Raw genomic sequence first — 16,714 nt, forward strand, 5'->3', positions numbered from 1 at the left:
CCATCACTCCGCCCTTACGACAACCGCACGTAAAATGTAGCACCCTCTCCGACTACACTTCGAGCGTACAGCTCTCCTTTGTGCTGATCCACAATGGAACGAGCAATCGCCAGCCCCAGACCATGTCCACCATGCTTGCGGGCTCTTGAAGAATCGGTACGATAGAATCGATCGAAGATCCGATCCAGATGTTCGGGTGCAATACCTTCACCTGTATTGGACACGGCCAGCATGACATCATTATTCTGTTTCTGGAGGGTAACGTTTACGGCGCCTTTTGGACCGGAATACTTCACCGCATTATCGAGCAGGATCAGAATGACCTGTTTAATCTGCTCACTGTTCCCATGAACCGTAAGATTCGGCTCAATGTTGTAATCGAGGGAGATATTTTTCTCAAAAATAACGGCCTCCATCGGCAAAATAATACTCTCCACCGCATCGCTCATATTAAACTTCGCATGAATCATCGTGGAGCGTGAGTCATCCATCTGTGTCAGATAGAGCAGATCATTCGTAAGTCCCGTCATGCGCTCGGTTTCCGACTTGATATAGTGCAGCCACTTCGCTTGGTTTGCTATAGTATCCTCCTGATTGGAAAGCAGTACGTCGGCATTGGTATTGATGATCGCCAGAGGTGTCTTCAGCTCATGTGAAGCATCACCGATGAATTGTTTTTGCTTCTCAAACGCTTCTCTGACTGGTGAAATGGAGCGATTCGCAAAATAACGGCTCAGGAAGTAGATCACAATCAACATGACCAGTCCAACAATAGCAAATGTATAGATCAGATTCGTCAGAATGCCTTGTTGTGCCGTCACATCAATAAATACGATCATATGCCCGTCACCGCTCGGATCAACCACATAAGCCCAGTCCGTTCCATCCAGCGTAAATTGCCCCGTCTGCCGTTCCGAATCACCAACTTTATTCTGGTCAACCTTTTGCAGCGCCTCGGTGTAGAACGTATCTTCCATATCAAATCGGGAATGTGTATCCGTAATCTTCCACTGGTCATCCGTCTTAATCATGAACGAAACGGAACGTGCCGGAGGTGAGTTGGGATCACCCCCCGGACCTCCATTATCACCACCCATGGCATCAGAGGGAAACGAATCTGAACCGGAACCCTGCCCTTCCCCGCGCGGCATCTTGGATGAATTATAAGGACTGTGATAGAAATCGGACACCTTGTACAACTCCATATTGGTCTCACGCTGCACATTCTGATACGTAATTGTATAGATCGTCGCGAATGCTACCAGCATCATAATCGATATGGACACCAGATTCACGATCAGGAATCGATTTCGGAGTTTCTTGAACATTAGGACGTCACCTCAAGTACATACCCCACACCCCGAATCGTGTTAATGCGGACGGTAGAGTTCAGGAAGGTTAATTTTTTGCGTAAAAAAGAGATATATACTTCCACATTGTTATACTCCACTTCCGAATCAAATCCCCATAACTTCTCAATAATCTGCTCTTTGGAGGTAATCGCCTGTTTGCGAGCAATCAACAGCTCCAGCAGTTCATTCTCCTTCAGATTCAGCTTAATCTCCTTACCCTGTACGCTCAGCTTCAGTTGAGTTGTATTCAGCTCAATGTCGCCAAACTTCAGCCCATCCTCGGGAACCACTTCGCCCTTCCGCCGTAAAGCTGCACGAATCCGGGCCAGCAGTTCCTCTGTGGCAAAAGGCTTGGCGATATAATCATCGGCACCATAATCGAGGCCTGTGACTTTGTCCGATAATTCACCTTTCGCCGTAAGCAGAATGACAGGCGTATGATTGCCTTCACTGCGGAGTTTCTTCAGGACGGTGATCCCGTCCATCTGCGGCATCATGATGTCGAGTAGTAACAGGTCGTAGATACCGCTCTGCGCATAATCCAATCCTGATCTGCCGTCGTGGACCATGTCCACGGAGTAATTGTTTTTTTTCAAAATCTGCGATACAGCCTCTGCCAAATGAACCTCATCTTCCGCAATTAATATTCTCATCATCTATTCATTCCTCTGCTTGAATTATTTCTCTCAATGGACTTGTTTTATATATTCTTATTCTATCAATCAAACCTTGAATCAATCTTAATTCATTTTGTGTATGCGCACTATTATAGGAAGGTAAAAAAATGTTAACGCAATGTAAAACCATTTAAGATTCATTCAAGGTTGGGGCTCTAAGATACAGACATGGAAGCAATACACGATGCAACAAAACATACAACCCACAGACGAAAGGAATGAGTCCCACATGGCGATTGAAGTATTCAACCGATATGAGAGCAAGTATCTTCTGACGGATGAGCAGTACGCACATTTCTACAATGACCTGCTGAAATACATGGAGCTGGATGCCTACAACAAGAAACATGAGTACTACTCCATCAGTAACCTGTACTTCGACACTCCGCAGGATTCGCTGATCCGCGCCAGTCTCTCCAAACCAAAATACAAGGAGAAGCTGAGACTGCGGGCTTATGGAATCCCTGAAGAGAACGCCAAAGTGTATCTGGAGATCAAAAAGAAAGTATTTGGCCTGGTGAACAAGCGCAGAACAGCTTTGAAGCTGGATGAAGCATATGAATTCGTCCGTTCGGGACAGGCGCCAGAGCTCGCGGATTACATGAACAAACAAGTTGTCGAAGAGATCAAATATTTCCTTCGGGTATACGACTTGGAACCGAAAGTGTATCTGGCATATGAACGCAAAGCACTCTTCGACAAGAACAGCCGCGATCTTCGCATTACCTTTGACACCAACATTCGTAGCCGCAGATATGATCTGAAGCTCGAACAGGGAGATTACGGTGAACCGCTGGTGAAGGACGGTCGATGGCTGATGGAAGTGAAGGCCGAGAAAACCGTTCCGATGTGGCTGTCACAACTGCTGTCCGAACATGGACTGTACCGTACCGGATTCTCCAAATACGGCAACGAGTTCAGACACCTAGCTACAACAACCAACCTGAATTACCAGACCGAGCGCATTCTTGTACCAGGTACCGATTTCAACCCATCCATAGAACAAGATAAAACGATTATAGAAAGAGAGCGTGTCCTATATGCTTGATTCACTGTTCAGTTCAGCCCTAACCGATACCAACCTGACGTTTAACAACGCAGTCATCACCATTGGTCTTGCCATCATTCTGGGATTGGTCATCAGCCTTACCTACATGAAAACTAACCAAAGCACATACTCTCAGAGCTTCACCTTAACGATGGTTGTTCTGCCCGTCATTGTCGCCATCATCATCCTGCTCATCGGTAGCAACATCGCACGAGCTTTCAGCTTGGCAGGTGCCTTCTCGATCATCCGATTCCGAAGTGCCCCTGGTGATCCAAAAGACATTGCTTACGTATTGTTCACGATGGCTTCCGGTCTTGCCTGCGGTGTAGGCGCTTTTGGATACGCGGTGCTGTTCACCATTATCCTGTGTGTACTGATGTTTGTCCTGAGTCGCTTCAACTTCGGCGGCAAGAAAAGTCAGCTAAAAACGCTGAAAGTCACCATTCCCGAGAACTTGAGTTATGAAGAAGCACTTAATGAAGTGTTCCATACATTCAACGTACCTTTTGATCTGAAAAAAATCAGAACCACTGAACTCGGCAGTCTGTATGAGCTGGTCTACAGTGTAACCATTCATGAAAGTGTTAGCCAAAAGGAATTCCTCGATGCGATCCGCACCCGGAACGGCAACCTGGATATCTCATTAACCATGAGTCCAACAACGGAATATTAATTTATAATTCGAAGGGAACGATCTAATATGAAGAAAAACATAATAACAGGTAGCAAACTTTGGTCCATCGCCATGATTACCAGCCTACTCGCAGCATGCAGTTCACCAGCAACCACAAGCACAACGGCCAATGCCGCAACGTCAACGACAGGAACAACCAAAACGGTATCTGTCAGCGAGCAAACTTCAGTAAAATATGCAGATCTGGTCTCTCTGGATGCTGACGATACCAACATTATTTGGAGTGAGGCGGATTCCACAGCGATTAAGTTGAACGGAACAACTGCAACGGTGACCGGTTCGGGCGCTAAAGCCGCGAATGGTTCGGTAACCATCTCTGAAGCAGGTACTTATGTACTTAGCGGTGAGCTAACGGATGGACAGATCGTGGTTAACGTTGCCGATAAGGGTACCGTACATCTCGTATTAAACGGAGCAACCATCCATGATAACGACAGTGCCGCGATCTACATTCAGAAGGCTGGTAAAGCGGTAATTACGCTCGAAAAAGGAACCAAAAACACCGTATCGGATGGTAAAACATATGTGTACGCCGATGCTACGACAGACGAGCCCGATGCTGCAATCTTCAGCAAAGCAGATCTTACATTCAACGGTGCAGGTCAATTGACCGTCACAGGTAACTATAATGAAGGTATTACGAGCAAGGATGATCTGAAGATCATTAGTGGTAACATCCGTGTCAAAGCAGCCGATGACGGCATCAAAGGTAAAGATATGGTCGCTATCCAAGCGGGTACGATTACCATTGAAGCCGAAGGCGACGGTATTAAATCAACCAATGACACGGATACCACCAAAGGCTTCGTTGCTATCGCAGGAGGTACCTTTGATATCCAAAGTGGCAATGACGGTATTCAGGCCGAAACCGCACTCGTGGCGGATGGCGGCACATACAACATTGTAACGGGCGGCGGTAGCGCCAATGCACCAGCCAAAGTAGAAGAAGGTCCATTTGGCGGCGGCGGTGGCGGTGGATGGGGTGGCGGCACACCTCCTACGGATATGGGCACACCACCGGATGGCGAACCTCCTGCAGATATGCCGGAGATGCCTAATAACAGCGGTACGAATGCAGGTGCTAATACAAACGGCGCAACAGCATCCAACTCTGCCAACACAACAACAACTACAACAACAACGGATAACAATGCTGATGCGGACACTGCAACAACAGCAACGGAGTCCACAAGTGCCAAAGCACTCAAAGCAGGTACAGATCTTACGGTTAATGGAGGTTCGTATACCATTGATTCCATGGATGATTCCCTGCACAGCAACAATAACGTGACAGTTAACGACGGAACATTCAACATTGAATCTGGTGATGACGGCATTCATGCCGATCAGGCCCTTACGATCAACGGTGGAACCATCACCATTGCGAAGAGCTATGAAGGACTTGAAGGTGCAATGATCACCCTGAACGATGGGGATGTAGATGTAACGGCATCCGATGATGGCGTAAATGCTGCAGGTGGCGAGACGGAAACAGCTACGAATCCAGCGGCAAGTACAGATAGCGTGACTACAGCAACCGATGCAACAACGACATCCAACATCTCTGTAACCGAAACGACAGGCACAACATCAACTACCGATCAGGCATCCCAAGGTACAGCTGCTAATCAGCAAGGACGTGGACCGAGCGGTATGGGTGGTGCAGCAGCAAGCAATAACGAGTTCCACATTAACGGCGGTTCCCTCACCGTGAACGCAGGTGGTGACGGGCTGGATTCCAATGGTTCCATTAACATGACTGGCGGAACGGTTATTGTGAACGGACCGACGAATAGCGGCAACGGAGCATTGGATTATGACGGCACATTTGAAATCAGTGGTGGATACTTGGTAGCTGCTGGCAGCTTGGGTATGGCACAAGGAACATCCGATGCGTCTACGCAAAATACCATTGTGATGACATTCCCTGCAACGCAAAAAGCTGGAACACTTGTACATGTACAAGATAGCGAAGGCAACAACATTCTGACGTTTGCACCAGCAAAAGATTATCAAACCGTGGTTGTCAGCTCACCGGATCTTGCAAAAGATGGTTCATACGTGATCTACTCCGGTGGTACGTCTACAGGTAAAGCGGTGGATGGACTCTACACAGACGGTACCTATAGTGGCGGAACTCAGGTGGTTGCATTCCAATCGACTAGTAATGTGACTTGGGTGAATGAATCTGGTGTAACCACTGCCAATACAGGTATGGGCGGTCCTGGTGGCGGTGGACAAGGCGGATTCGGAGGCGGCAGAAACAGATCCCAATCCGGTACAACCTCTGACAGCACTGGCACTACAGGTATTACAGATTCGACAAAATAACTGAAATGAATAAGCTGAGTGTTCATGTCATGCCTTGCCCTGAATACCTAGCTTATCAAGTAACCAGTACTTAAATGACTTTAGAAGTCATTTAAGTACTGGTTTTTTAACTAATTGGAAACCCCATGTTCGGAACAAACTACAAAGATTAGAAAATATTAATAGGTTTTTATTGTTTTTAGTTAAGTAACGAGATAATATAAAATAATTATGTCTTTTTTACTACATGATAGTAATTTTTAAGGAAATTAGAACCAGGACACATGAACTACATCTTTAGATTTTAGAAAGAAACTCTTAGATTTTTCCAATTCATTTATTAACGAAGGAGTACATGTAATGAGGAAAACATTTTCAAAAAAAGTGGTTAGCACAGGTCTGGCTATTGCTATGCTTTTGTCAAGCGCAGTACCTGCTTTTGGTGCGACAAACAGTAATTTGCCTGGAGAAACAGCAAGCACATTGAAAGACGTTTCAGGGCACTGGGGTCAACAAGCTATTGAAGAGTGGAACGGTTATGGCATTATCCGAGGGTACAACGGTAATTTCAGACCCAATGCGCCGGTGACAAGAGCCGAGTTCTCCAAGATGATCAACAGTATTATGAAATACATAGAACAAGGTAGCAATAATTTCTCGGATTTAAATGCAGAGCAATGGTATTACGATGCCATGGTTAAGCTGAATAAAGCAGGTATATTGAATGGTATTGATGGAAAGGCATTACCTAACCAAACGATTACACGCCAAGAAGCAGCGGTACTCATAGTTGGTGCTTTCCAAACGAAAGATAGCCAAAACCCTGTCACGTTTAACGATAGTGATAAGATTGCTGAATGGGCAAAAGATTCAGTACAAAAATTAGTATCCGTATCCGTCATTAGCGGAAGACCTGACGGTTCATTCAATCCACAAGAGAGTCTTACTCGTGCGGAAGCTGTTACTTTGTTTGATCGCCTGATCCAAACCCTTATTACTACGAAGGGAACATATTCAAATGATGTGCAAGGTAACGTTGTGGTTAATACGCCAGATGTAACTCTGAAAGATATGACGATCTCTGGCGACTTATATGTGACCCAAGGTGTCGGAGAAGGCGAAGTCACTTTGGATAATGTGATAATTAAAGGAAACGTCCATGTCCAAGGTGGTGGCGAACATTCCATTATCTTTAATAATGTAGATGTACAAGGAGCTCTTGTTGTTAATAAATACAATGGACGAGTACGTATATTGGCAACAGGCAACACATCCGTTTCTTTAACTTTCCTGGAGAGTGGTGCATTAGTTGTTACGAAAGACCTTACTGGCGGAGGTTTTGAAACCATCGAAATCCCTGCTGATCTTTTGGCAGGCCAAGAAATTAAACTGGATGGTAATTTTAACAAAGTAGTCAATCATGCTCCAAATGTTCAAATTACAGCAGCTGGATCAATCAAGGAATTTACTGCTGAAGCAGACACAAGGATCACGGGTAATGTCAACATTGCTAAAACCTCCGGTCAATCCAGTGTATTAGTTAATGGTACAGCACCTACATCACCTGTCGGTACAACGACACCAAGCACAGGTACAGGTACAAGTTCAGGATCAACAGGAAGTGGAAATACACCCGTTGGCGGTAATTCAGGTAACTCAGGTAACTCAGGTAACTCAGGAAATTCAGGTGGATCTACACCAGGAAGTGGAAACCATACTATTGCTGTGACAGGTGTCAACGTTTCCCCTGCTTCGGTTTCTCTGGTAACCGGTCAAACTCAGCAACTTTCTGCAGCAGTAACACCACAGAATGCTACTAATTCCAAAGTTATTTGGAAAGTAGCAGAGGATCGTTCTGATGTTATAAGCGTGTCCGATACTGGTTTAATCACCGCTCTGCGTGTGGGGGAAGCAACCGTTATTGCAACGACGGTTGACGGAGGATTTACTTCCGCTGTTACCGTCACCGTTACAAAACCCACTCTAGGCATCCAACTGTCTAAATACGATCAACTAACGGCTAATGATGACACTGAAATTGATAATGATACAAAGGAGAATAGCGAAAACATCTCCATTGTTAATGCAGGCAGGTCGATGATTAAATCTCATCATTATGACGTCGCCGTTACTGCTTTGCAACCTTTGCAAGGAACTGCCACCTCATCCGTTTATACTGTAGTGTCATTAGTTGATGAAAGTGGTCACCCACTAACTAATGTTTCCGATGTGCAAGTGACACTGGATGGGCAGATGTACACGCCAGAGTATGGGGTTGGGCTTAAACAAGAGAACAAAAACAGCTTTCTGTTGAAGCTGAACGTGAATCAACCTGAACGTATTGAAAAACATAATTTAATTATCTCGCAAGAGGGCTATTCGGATACGTCAATGACAGTGACATATCGACCTAACGGGACAGTTACCGTGAACTCTATTGAAAACATAACAGGAGATATCACCATTGGATCTGAGTTGACTACAGGAACAGTTCAATATGTAAGTTCACCTGATAATGAAGAAGTCTCTTATCAATGGTATCAGTCTGATTATGAAAACGGGCCGTACGATGTAATCAACGAAGCAACATCGTCCACCTATACTATAACGGAAGCTAACAGCGGTAAATATATTCGGGTGTACGTTTCAGCGGATGAAATTCAAGTGAGCGGCTCTGCACTCAGTGCAGCTTTTGGACCTGTTCAGAAACTAGTAAGCGCAGAAGAAGTCTTTGCCGAACTGGAAAAGATCTTCCTAGGATCGAATTCGAACAAGAACAATATTGTAGGGAACTTGTCATTACCTTCTGCTCTTGATGCCTATCCTGGCGTTTCCATCAACTGGTCATCAAATGATGAAACAACAATTACAAACAGTGGCGAAGTTAAAAGAAACGAAAATGAAGATAAATTTGTAAAATTGAAGGCAGTACTTAGCGGTAACGCTATAGGCACACATGAATACGATTTAACAGTCAGAGCAATCGGAACAGATCAGGTGAGCATTGACGGATTCATTGATCCATATTTTGTAGATGGATATCCACAAGCTTACATTAAAAACGGAAAAATTCATGTTAAATACGCCCTGAAATCACCTGCCGAAGTTTATATGGTCGTCAATGTTATCAATGGATCATTTAAATCTGATGTAAAATCAGTTATCGGGGGACATTCCGGCGAAAATATGATTATTTATGTGAATTCATGGCCATACTTCCAATTGGGTGCGGATCAAGTCAATGAAGTTCAGGATTTTGATACCGGGGTCAACATTACCAATGCTAACAAATCAGAGGCAAAGGTAGAATTTGCAATTGTGGATTCGACTAAAAATTATACCTCTAGTGCCGTAACCAGAATTCAATTTGATAAAGCTGTTCTGGACAGTTTGGATACTCAACCGCCTGTAGTGTCTTCCAAGTACATTAATGATGCACTGGATTCCATCTATATCTACTACGATGAGAAACTTGATTCTGACAGCATTCCTACTGCACAAGATTTTTCATTAAATAAAGGTCAAGTGCAGTCCGTAAGTATAGTTAACTCTACTAAAGCATCAGGAATGCAACCATCTTACGTGAAGCTTAATGTCAGTGGGATTACCGAAGGTGATTTGGCTAACTTAAAGGTAAGTTATAATGGCTCAGCCATAAAGGATATCAGTGATGCCAAAAATGAAGCGTTAAGTTACACGAATAACTCTATCGTATCACTAAGTCCAAAATTCACTTCTGTTACATTGAGTTCAGATCGCCGCACACTACTGGCGGATCTTGAACCGGGCTGGGACCCCTACGAAAATCCTAGTATTAACTTCGATACGTTAAAGTCTCGTTTTACGGTTCAAATTGCAGATGAGAATTACTACCCGGACATGGTAAGATACAGTTATGGTTCAACTGAGATGACGTATACCCTTAAATTTAACACTCCACTCGCCGAGGGGAATGGGGAGCTTAAGTTTAATACGAATGGGATAACAGATTGGGCGAAGGACGCCTATCCAGCAGAGTTAGTATATGGATCAATTGCTCAACTTCCTGATTCAGGAACTCCAACAGCAAGTTATTCTCAATCAAGCGGTAAAGTTCTTTTATCCTTTGCGGATGGTTTCCAATTGGACAGTTCATCCGGTACAGCTGATGGTTTGACATTGAATGTGGACGGCGAAGAATTTAAACTTCGTGGTTATATCCTATCACTCAATTGGAATTCAAAGAATCAACTCTATATTAATCTCGATGATCAATACTCTTGGAAATTCAAACAAGCTGTAGATCAGGGGAATAGTATCCAGATAAAATATGTGAAAATGAATCAAGAAGACCAAGCGCAAATAACGGATAAAGCTGGTGCATTGATACCAGATTTTGATTACATTCCAGTAACGAAGCAACCCTAAGAAGCAAAAGAAAAGAAGCGACGAGTTCATCACTCGTTGCTTCTTTTTTTGCAAAATAAAATGGTTCATTAACCAAGATTCTTTGTAAAACCAAAGTAACCTTGATCACAAGTATTATTATTCACACTTTCTTTTCCTCAAAATGCATACACATACACCTTGGTTCGTAAAGCATCCCGGCATGTAATGGTACGTAGCGGTTCTTTTCCTGGCAGCGCAAAACAGACACTAATCACCTTGGCACCCGGCGGAAGCTCTCGACTGAACTTGTCCAGAAGCCGGGTCATGGCTCCCGGGAACAGATAACAAATTACACAATCTGCATGTTCATAGGAACTGGTGTAGATGTCTCCGCGCATGAAGCGCAGCCTTCCCTTGAGAGAGAGCTTGTTTCCCTTGGCTCGACGTAAGCGAACACTGAGATAGGCAATTATTTGGGAAGACCATAAGGGAATTCTCGAATTCTCAATCCCGGTCAGCCTTTTGCCTGGGCAATGCCTTACAACATCCAATCCCAGTGTGCCCCATCCAGAGCCTGCTTCGAGCACATCCCCGTAACCTGGAATGCGGTTCACCTCTTGAATGACCACCTGTCTGACGTGGCCGGATGTGGGCATCGGGGAAATCCCGTTTTTCCAACTGACAAGTACGATGGATATGACACATATCAATGTCACCACGGCAATAAGCCATGGAATCAGGTAAATGATGAACATGAACTCATCCCTTTGTTATCACTCATTCATTCCGGCACATGAGACTTCATATATACACCTTTTTTATAAACGGACTTGATGGTAAAGTGTACACCCAGCTTGCGATTCGTCCGATAAATTAGCGAGTTAATCTCGTCGATCCCTACTGCTTCACTCTCCAGCATACTCCGCTCTGGCCACACCTGAGCCACAATTTGTTCCCTTGTCACAAAGTGGTCCAGTTGACTATACAGCAGCTTGAACAGCTGATACTCTTTCTTGGACAGCGGAATCTCCACTTCACCGATTTGTACGGTTTGCAGGTGATCCAGTAAACGTACGCCCTCACCCAGCAAGTCCGACACCCGATATTCCCTCGTCTCTCCAAGATCACCTTCCGTGCGAAGCTGGATCAGGCCGTTGACCAACGTCAGGCTATCGCCCTCGCTAAACGGATATTTCTCATAGGGAACGAGGCGCTGCCCGTTCAGTTCGGTTCCATTTTTGCTATCCAGATCTTCGATCCATAACTGTTGCTGTACATCATAATGAATGCGGCAATGCCGCTTCGATATCATCTGATTATAAACAGACAAGTCCAATTCACTTCCGCCTGTGTAACGTCCCACCGTAATGGAGCGACCTTGGCTTACATAAGCGAATGAGCCGTCACTTTCCTGTCCTGGCGTACGAATGACGATTTTTGCCGTCTCCCGCATGTTATTCTCCCACCTTCAATGATCACTCACTCGATCTCTATAAACATTTCATAACAATAATGATAAATTCATCAGATTTGTTCCATTGTTTGCACCGCTATAGTTCAATATAGTGGTATACAGGAACGATTTATGTTCGGTTCTACTTACTCTACTATACCAGACGTTGTGCTTTTTTTCTCATGGCGGCCGGATGTCTACTTTAGCTCATTCAACAAGAGAGGTACCTTCCTATGAACAAAAAAAATATTTTCATATACGTGTTGCTCGCCTTTGCCCTGTCCATGACATTAACCGTGCTCTCCCGTATGAATGATGATGGCGGAGAATCACTGAAAGGCACATCGGCTTCCGAAACCTCATGGTTACAAATGAAGATCCAACCCTAAGTCTACTCTATTATAACGTGATCTCTGCGTAAAACGTTTCACGAATGTCATATTAGGCTAAGCCATAGACTAACATCAATAAGGCCCCAGATTGCTGTTCACAGCAGCCCGGAGCCTCATTTTAATCCAAAAAATCTATATTACACGACTTATTTCCCAAAGCGAAGTGAAGTGGACAGCAGACATTCCCGCCATCTCACCCACATTCATGTCATTGCCGCTTCTTTCTCGCGCCGAATTTCCTCCAGCCATGCACGACAAGAGCTATAGGGCCAGCAAGCCATAACAGTTGCCAAAGCATAACTTTCAGGTCGAATCCCATCTTAAGAATCCCTCCCCATATGATCCCAAAGGTCACTACAGTCGTTCAAAACCCAAATTAATCTTGGTCTTCCTCCGGCACAGTCGGCTCGTCGTCAGGCTTCGCTGTCACTCTGGACTGTACTTCCTCCATCCGGCTGGACACCTTCTGATACAGGTAAGAGATCCCAAGCAATAGAACGCCGAAGCTGAAATAGGCAAAGATTTTGCTGCCCGAGGTGAGCATCCCCACATCATAGAACACCATCTTCCCCGTAGCGAACAACGTTAGGCCAAGGCCGAGACGCCGAATCATGACATATTTTCTACGGAATCCATAGGCAATATAGAGAATCGCGAGCAGCAGATAGATCAGGCTGAACATCAGCCCCACATCGCCCCATTGGAACTGAATCGTCAGGAAGACGGTGATGACACCCAGCAGATACACCCCTGCGATAACCGGGTACCATTCAATGCTCTTGAACTGCCCGCGGATGCCTGCAATTAGCAGATCCCTTCCTGCAAAGAATACCCCTACGTTAAAGATAATCAGCACCAGCAAACCAACAACTTCTGCCGCTGTATGCTGCTGAACTTCCGGCTGAAGCGCTGGCATGGTTAAGGTTACGGCCAGTGCAATACAGCAGCCAATAGCATGCAAGAAGGTGGTATACACCTGCACGTATTGATCACGCAGTAGCTTCACCTTGTTCAGTCCATAGGCCAACGCAATGGTGAGCGCTGCAAACATGAGTAACTTGTAGAACATGTATAACAGGAACGTCCCATCGACAGCTCTGGTATACAATTCATTCGACTCATACAGCACGTATAACCACAGATTCGCAAGTGTCACATACTTGAATCCGTTCAGGAAACCCAGCTCCAGCGGGCTGTAATTGAATCTCTCTCTGGAAGATGAGTTGCTGTGAACTGCCCAGGCATAATACAGTGTAATAAGCAAGGTTCCCAACGTGATACTGGAGTACTTTAACATGAAGTAAGAACGTTCCCCGATGAAGAATAGCGCCAGCAGATCATAGTACACAAAAGTGATTAGACATAGAAGAACAATGCCCCATCCGGCACGTTCCACCGACTTGAGCCGTTTCAGATGTCCAAGCGTAACCAACAAAACTCCTTCGATCAACCAGCCCATCGATAACCACTTGGCCCCGAATTGGAACGGAATAATCAGAATGGCGAATGTCAGGGAAGTGACATAAAAGAGCAGAATCGTCTGTTTCTCCTGAGCCATATGGCGCTGAACGAATCGTGCGAGGCCCAGATACACCACGCAGAAGATTAACGCCAGCAAGCCCTGAGCATCATTCCAACCCGCCACATCAAATAATACGTATAACATCAGACAACTAATGCTCGTATTCATGGCGAGTAGAGCGAAATCCCACCAGGTTAACTTCATTCGGTGTTTGAACGGATATGCCAGCGTAATGCCCAGATATAATGCAAACGTCACAATGGAATACAACATGCCAATCTTCTCACTTGGCGACAGCCATAAGAGGATGAGCATGGATGGTGTATTGAACAGGAAACTGATATAGTGCACCACCGGCCACCGTTTGCCAAACGAAATGAACACAATAATGCCGTTTAAGAGCAACAGGTAGATCATGGCTACATAGACAGCCGGACCTTCAAGTCCGAACGAGAACATGTAGGAGAATAGCGGAAGATATCCGCCTACCAAACCTAGTGAACAGATGGTCTTCGACTGGTATCTCAAGGACAACAATACGGAGATTGCCGATACCAATACAGACAGGGCAAGTCCCGTATATAACCCAATAATATGCAGTAAAAAGTAACTATAGAAGACGGAGCCAAACAACACGGATATCCCACCGCCGAGCAGCCCCATCGCAAACGTCTGCCTTTTGCGGCGGAACAGCCACTCTCCTCCAGCGAGCATCAGTGCACCGAGCAGGAAAAATGCTCCGCTCTTCATCTCGTCATTAAACCAGGTCGAGTACGAGTATTGAAACGCTGCTCCAACCCCCAGAATGAGGAGCAAGATGGCTACTTTGTTGATCCAGCTGAGTCCAATCTTCATCTCCATGCGATTCTGCTTGATCCGGCGTTGAATAGTCTCTTCGCTCAACCCTTCCTCCGCCATATGCTCATATCCACGTTCCATGTGCCCACGCAGAGCCTCTTCTCTCTCCCGTACGGCTCGTCTGTGCGATTCAATACGCTCATTCACCTCTGCCGTAAGGTAAGCAATCCTCTCCTTCACCTCATCGGATTCCTCTTGCAACTCCTGTGCTGCCTGGTTGTACAGCGCGTTTAGATTGGATTTGGTTCGATGCTCATGGAATGCAATTCGATCATTATGTACTGCTGTTTTCCCTTGAAAATAGGTCTCCATCTTCTCCCGCGATACCCGGATCAGATTCAGCTTCTCATCCAGCATCTGTTCGGATAACGCCATGCGAAGACGTGCATTCTCTTCTTCCATCTTGCGTGAGCGAAGTTCGAGCTGTTGCAGCTTGAGCTTGTGAGCTTCATACTGTTCCTGTAACTGTTCATTCTGAACGATCAGGTCATCGGACTGGTACTCCTGGAGCAAGGCGTGATACTCCTTCGCCAGCTGTTTCTGTTGCTCCTGAACCTGTTGAAGCCGATCCTTAAACTCCTTCATGAGCTTCCTCCGTTGGTTGATGTTTAATCTTTTCCCTATATTTTACTATATGTATGCCATAAAAAGAGGTTTAAACATTAGATATATCTGTGCATTATTTCATCCGCAGGATCTCAAACGCAAAAAAGCCGGGAAGCAACTGCTTCTCCGGACTTATATTCATATGAGCATTTGCACAAGAATGGATGCTTATGCCGCATCACTCGTCTCCGATTGGTCCGCTGACTCGGGCTCAATTATCTCGGTCGCATCCGGGTCCAGCCAACTGGCGATCATGCCACGCACATATTGCAGATCGTCCTCCGACAGATCGTAGTACCATGTGCCACTGCGCGTTGCACCCTCACCCTTCAACATGTAATTGCTGATCGTTGGTATGCTATCTTTCATATATAAGGACTCGGCAAATTTCACGATAAAGTCCGAGGTCATATTGGTTGTAAAATTCGATCCGGCAATCTGGATTACGTCCGGGATCTTGGTCAGATTTTTGACTTCCAGCGCACGATTCATGAAGGCACTTAAGAAAATCCGGTGACGCATCGTCCGATTGAAATCGGAATCTTCCCGGTAACGCACATATCCAAGCGCTTCTTCACCGCTATAGATTGGTTTATTCGCTTCAACAAACAGCTTCTCATGAATTTTGAGCTTGTTCTCGATGTTCTTCTTGATCGGCAGTTCCACACCACCAACCGCATCAACAATATCCTTGAGCCCGTTGAAATTAATCGCGGCATAGAAATTCACTTTGTTCCCCAGCAAATTCTCCACCGTATCCATTGCCATCTTGGCTTCACCATGGGCATACGCTGAGTTAATCTTTGACTTCACATCCCGGCCGACAATCTCGGTATAGGAATCACGTGGAATGGACAGCAGCAGCACTTTATTGTCTTCTGGACGCACGACGGAATAGATGATGGTATCCGAACGGCTTGGTTCGTTATCCCGTTGGTCAATCCCTAGCAGTAACAACGAGAATGGGTCCGTATGTTCCACGACAGGAGCATCCTTATCGCCAGCTGGTACAAAGGAGTCATCCAAGGCTTCCCTCACCGTAGCTGAAGCGAACAAATTAAAGGCAAACACGACGAGTTGCTTTCGATAGATAAATCCGAGTCCTCCCAACACAAGCAGCACACTTAGGGTGATGATCAATGGTTTCTTCCATTTCTTCTTCGGGTTCTTCGGCTTCCGTCTTGTTAAATGTGCAGCACTGTTTTCCATCATATCTCCTTTAATAACGGGTTCTTAGATTCATTTAACTATATTAATAACACGTTTTCAATAGATTACGTTATAATCTGCTATACAAATGCATGTTCAAAAAGTCTGATTTTCAGTGCCGAGAAGATGGAATGAAGCTAGAAATGGAGTAGCGGAGCGTAGGGAAAACTACATGAGCAACTAAAATGTTTCCGAAGGAAACATACTTCGTAAGCATATGCTTAT

At 45.3% G+C, this 16,714-nt stretch carries 11 protein-coding genes; 5 read left to right on the top strand and 6 right to left on the bottom strand.

The genetic code is table 11. The features are described from left to right. Positions 1-14 precede the first annotated feature (14 nt). Both MKY01_RS30680 and MKY01_RS30685 read right to left on the bottom strand, forming a co-directional pair. The gene (locus tag MKY01_RS30680; RefSeq protein ID WP_339284746.1) at positions 15-1,328 is read right to left on the bottom strand and encodes a HAMP domain-containing sensor histidine kinase; all 1,314 of its coding nucleotides are present in this window, start codon (positions 1,326-1,328) and stop codon (positions 15-17) included. Beyond that, positions 1,328-2,005 (bottom strand): response regulator transcription factor, encoded by a 678-nt coding sequence (locus MKY01_RS30685; protein WP_339287299.1) that lies wholly within the window; start codon positions 2,003-2,005, stop codon positions 1,328-1,330. Before MKY01_RS30685 ends, MKY01_RS30680 begins: the two co-directional genes overlap by 1 nt. Before the next feature lie 253 nt (positions 2,006-2,258). Between MKY01_RS30685 and MKY01_RS30690 the strand changes: the two genes are divergently transcribed. The 4 genes from MKY01_RS30690 to MKY01_RS30705 all read left to right on the top strand — a co-directional run bounded on the left by MKY01_RS30690 (position 2,259) and on the right by MKY01_RS30705 (position 10,488). Then, positions 2,259-3,077: a polyphosphate polymerase domain-containing protein gene (locus MKY01_RS30690; protein ID WP_339287301.1), complete on the top strand. Its 819-nt coding sequence runs from the start codon at positions 2,259-2,261 to the stop codon at positions 3,075-3,077. Next, positions 3,070-3,750, top strand: coding sequence for a DUF4956 domain-containing protein (locus MKY01_RS30695; RefSeq protein ID WP_036612177.1), 681 nt, complete (start codon positions 3,070-3,072; stop codon positions 3,748-3,750). The genes MKY01_RS30690 and MKY01_RS30695 overlap by 8 nt, the downstream gene beginning before the upstream one ends. Before the next feature lie 27 nt (positions 3,751-3,777). After that, positions 3,778-6,102, top strand: a complete 2,325-nt coding sequence (locus tag MKY01_RS30700; protein WP_127550325.1) for a carbohydrate-binding domain-containing protein — start codon at positions 3,778-3,780, stop codon at positions 6,100-6,102. Positions 6,103-6,441: 339 nt separating this feature from the next. Beyond that, the gene (locus MKY01_RS30705; RefSeq protein WP_339284748.1) at positions 6,442-10,488 is read left to right on the top strand and encodes an S-layer homology domain-containing protein; all 4,047 of its coding nucleotides are present in this window, start codon (positions 6,442-6,444) and stop codon (positions 10,486-10,488) included. 137 nt (positions 10,489-10,625) lie between these two features. Here MKY01_RS30705 and MKY01_RS30710 read toward each other — a convergent pair whose 3' ends face one another. Further along, positions 10,626-11,204, bottom strand: a complete 579-nt coding sequence (locus MKY01_RS30710; RefSeq protein ID WP_339284750.1) for a class I SAM-dependent methyltransferase — start codon at positions 11,202-11,204, stop codon at positions 10,626-10,628. Between the two features lie 26 nt (positions 11,205-11,230). Continuing rightward, positions 11,231-11,902, bottom strand: a complete 672-nt coding sequence (locus MKY01_RS30715) for an FHA domain-containing protein (RefSeq protein ID WP_047840896.1) — start codon at positions 11,900-11,902, stop codon at positions 11,231-11,233. A gap of 233 nt (positions 11,903-12,135) precedes the next feature. Here MKY01_RS30715 and MKY01_RS30720 point away from each other — a divergent pair, with 233 nt between their 5' ends. Continuing rightward, positions 12,136-12,291 carry a hypothetical protein gene (locus MKY01_RS30720; RefSeq protein WP_165980318.1) on the top strand — a complete coding sequence of 52 codons (156 nt, stop codon included), beginning with the start codon at positions 12,136-12,138 and terminating at the stop codon, positions 12,289-12,291. Between the two features lie 379 nt (positions 12,292-12,670). On the opposite strand, the gene MKY01_RS30725 is transcribed toward MKY01_RS30720, so the two are convergent. Together MKY01_RS30725 and MKY01_RS30730 are read right to left on the bottom strand one after the other, a co-directional pair. Next, on the bottom strand, positions 12,671-15,259 hold the full coding sequence (locus MKY01_RS30725) for a DUF2339 domain-containing protein (protein WP_339284752.1): 2,589 nt from the start codon (positions 15,257-15,259) through the stop codon (positions 12,671-12,673). A gap of 189 nt (positions 15,260-15,448) precedes the next feature. Continuing rightward, on the bottom strand, positions 15,449-16,492 hold the full coding sequence (locus MKY01_RS30730) for an LCP family protein (protein WP_315370848.1): 1,044 nt from the start codon (positions 16,490-16,492) through the stop codon (positions 15,449-15,451). Between the last annotated feature and the right edge of the window lie 222 nt (positions 16,493-16,714).

Source organism: Paenibacillus sp. FSL R5-0486 (assembly GCF_037975155.1).
Taxonomy (GTDB): Bacteria; Bacillota; Bacilli; order Paenibacillales; family Paenibacillaceae; genus Paenibacillus; species Paenibacillus amylolyticus.

Bases quoted from the DNA above. Each gene is read 5' to 3' on its own strand.
- MKY01_RS30680 (WP_339284746.1), bottom strand. From the start codon at position 1,328: ATGTTCAAGAAACTCCGAAATCGATTCCTGATCGTGAATCTGGTGTCC.
- MKY01_RS30685 (WP_339287299.1), bottom strand. From the start codon at position 2,005: ATGAGAATATTAATTGCGGAAGATGAGGTTCATTTGGCAGAGGCTGTA.
- MKY01_RS30690 (WP_339287301.1), top strand. From the start codon at position 2,259: ATGGCGATTGAAGTATTCAACCGATATGAGAGCAAGTATCTTCTGACG.
- MKY01_RS30695 (WP_036612177.1), top strand. From the start codon at position 3,070: ATGCTTGATTCACTGTTCAGTTCAGCCCTAACCGATACCAACCTGACG.
- MKY01_RS30700 (WP_127550325.1), top strand. From the start codon at position 3,778: ATGAAGAAAAACATAATAACAGGTAGCAAACTTTGGTCCATCGCCATG.
- MKY01_RS30705 (WP_339284748.1), top strand. From the start codon at position 6,442: ATGAGGAAAACATTTTCAAAAAAAGTGGTTAGCACAGGTCTGGCTATT.
- MKY01_RS30710 (WP_339284750.1), bottom strand. From the start codon at position 11,204: ATGTTCATCATTTACCTGATTCCATGGCTTATTGCCGTGGTGACATTG.
- MKY01_RS30715 (WP_047840896.1), bottom strand. From the start codon at position 11,902: ATGCGGGAGACGGCAAAAATCGTCATTCGTACGCCAGGACAGGAAAGT.
- MKY01_RS30720 (WP_165980318.1), top strand. From the start codon at position 12,136: ATGAACAAAAAAAATATTTTCATATACGTGTTGCTCGCCTTTGCCCTG.
- MKY01_RS30725 (WP_339284752.1), bottom strand. From the start codon at position 15,259: ATGAAGGAGTTTAAGGATCGGCTTCAACAGGTTCAGGAGCAACAGAAA.
- MKY01_RS30730 (WP_315370848.1), bottom strand. From the start codon at position 16,492: ATGATGGAAAACAGTGCTGCACATTTAACAAGACGGAAGCCGAAGAAC.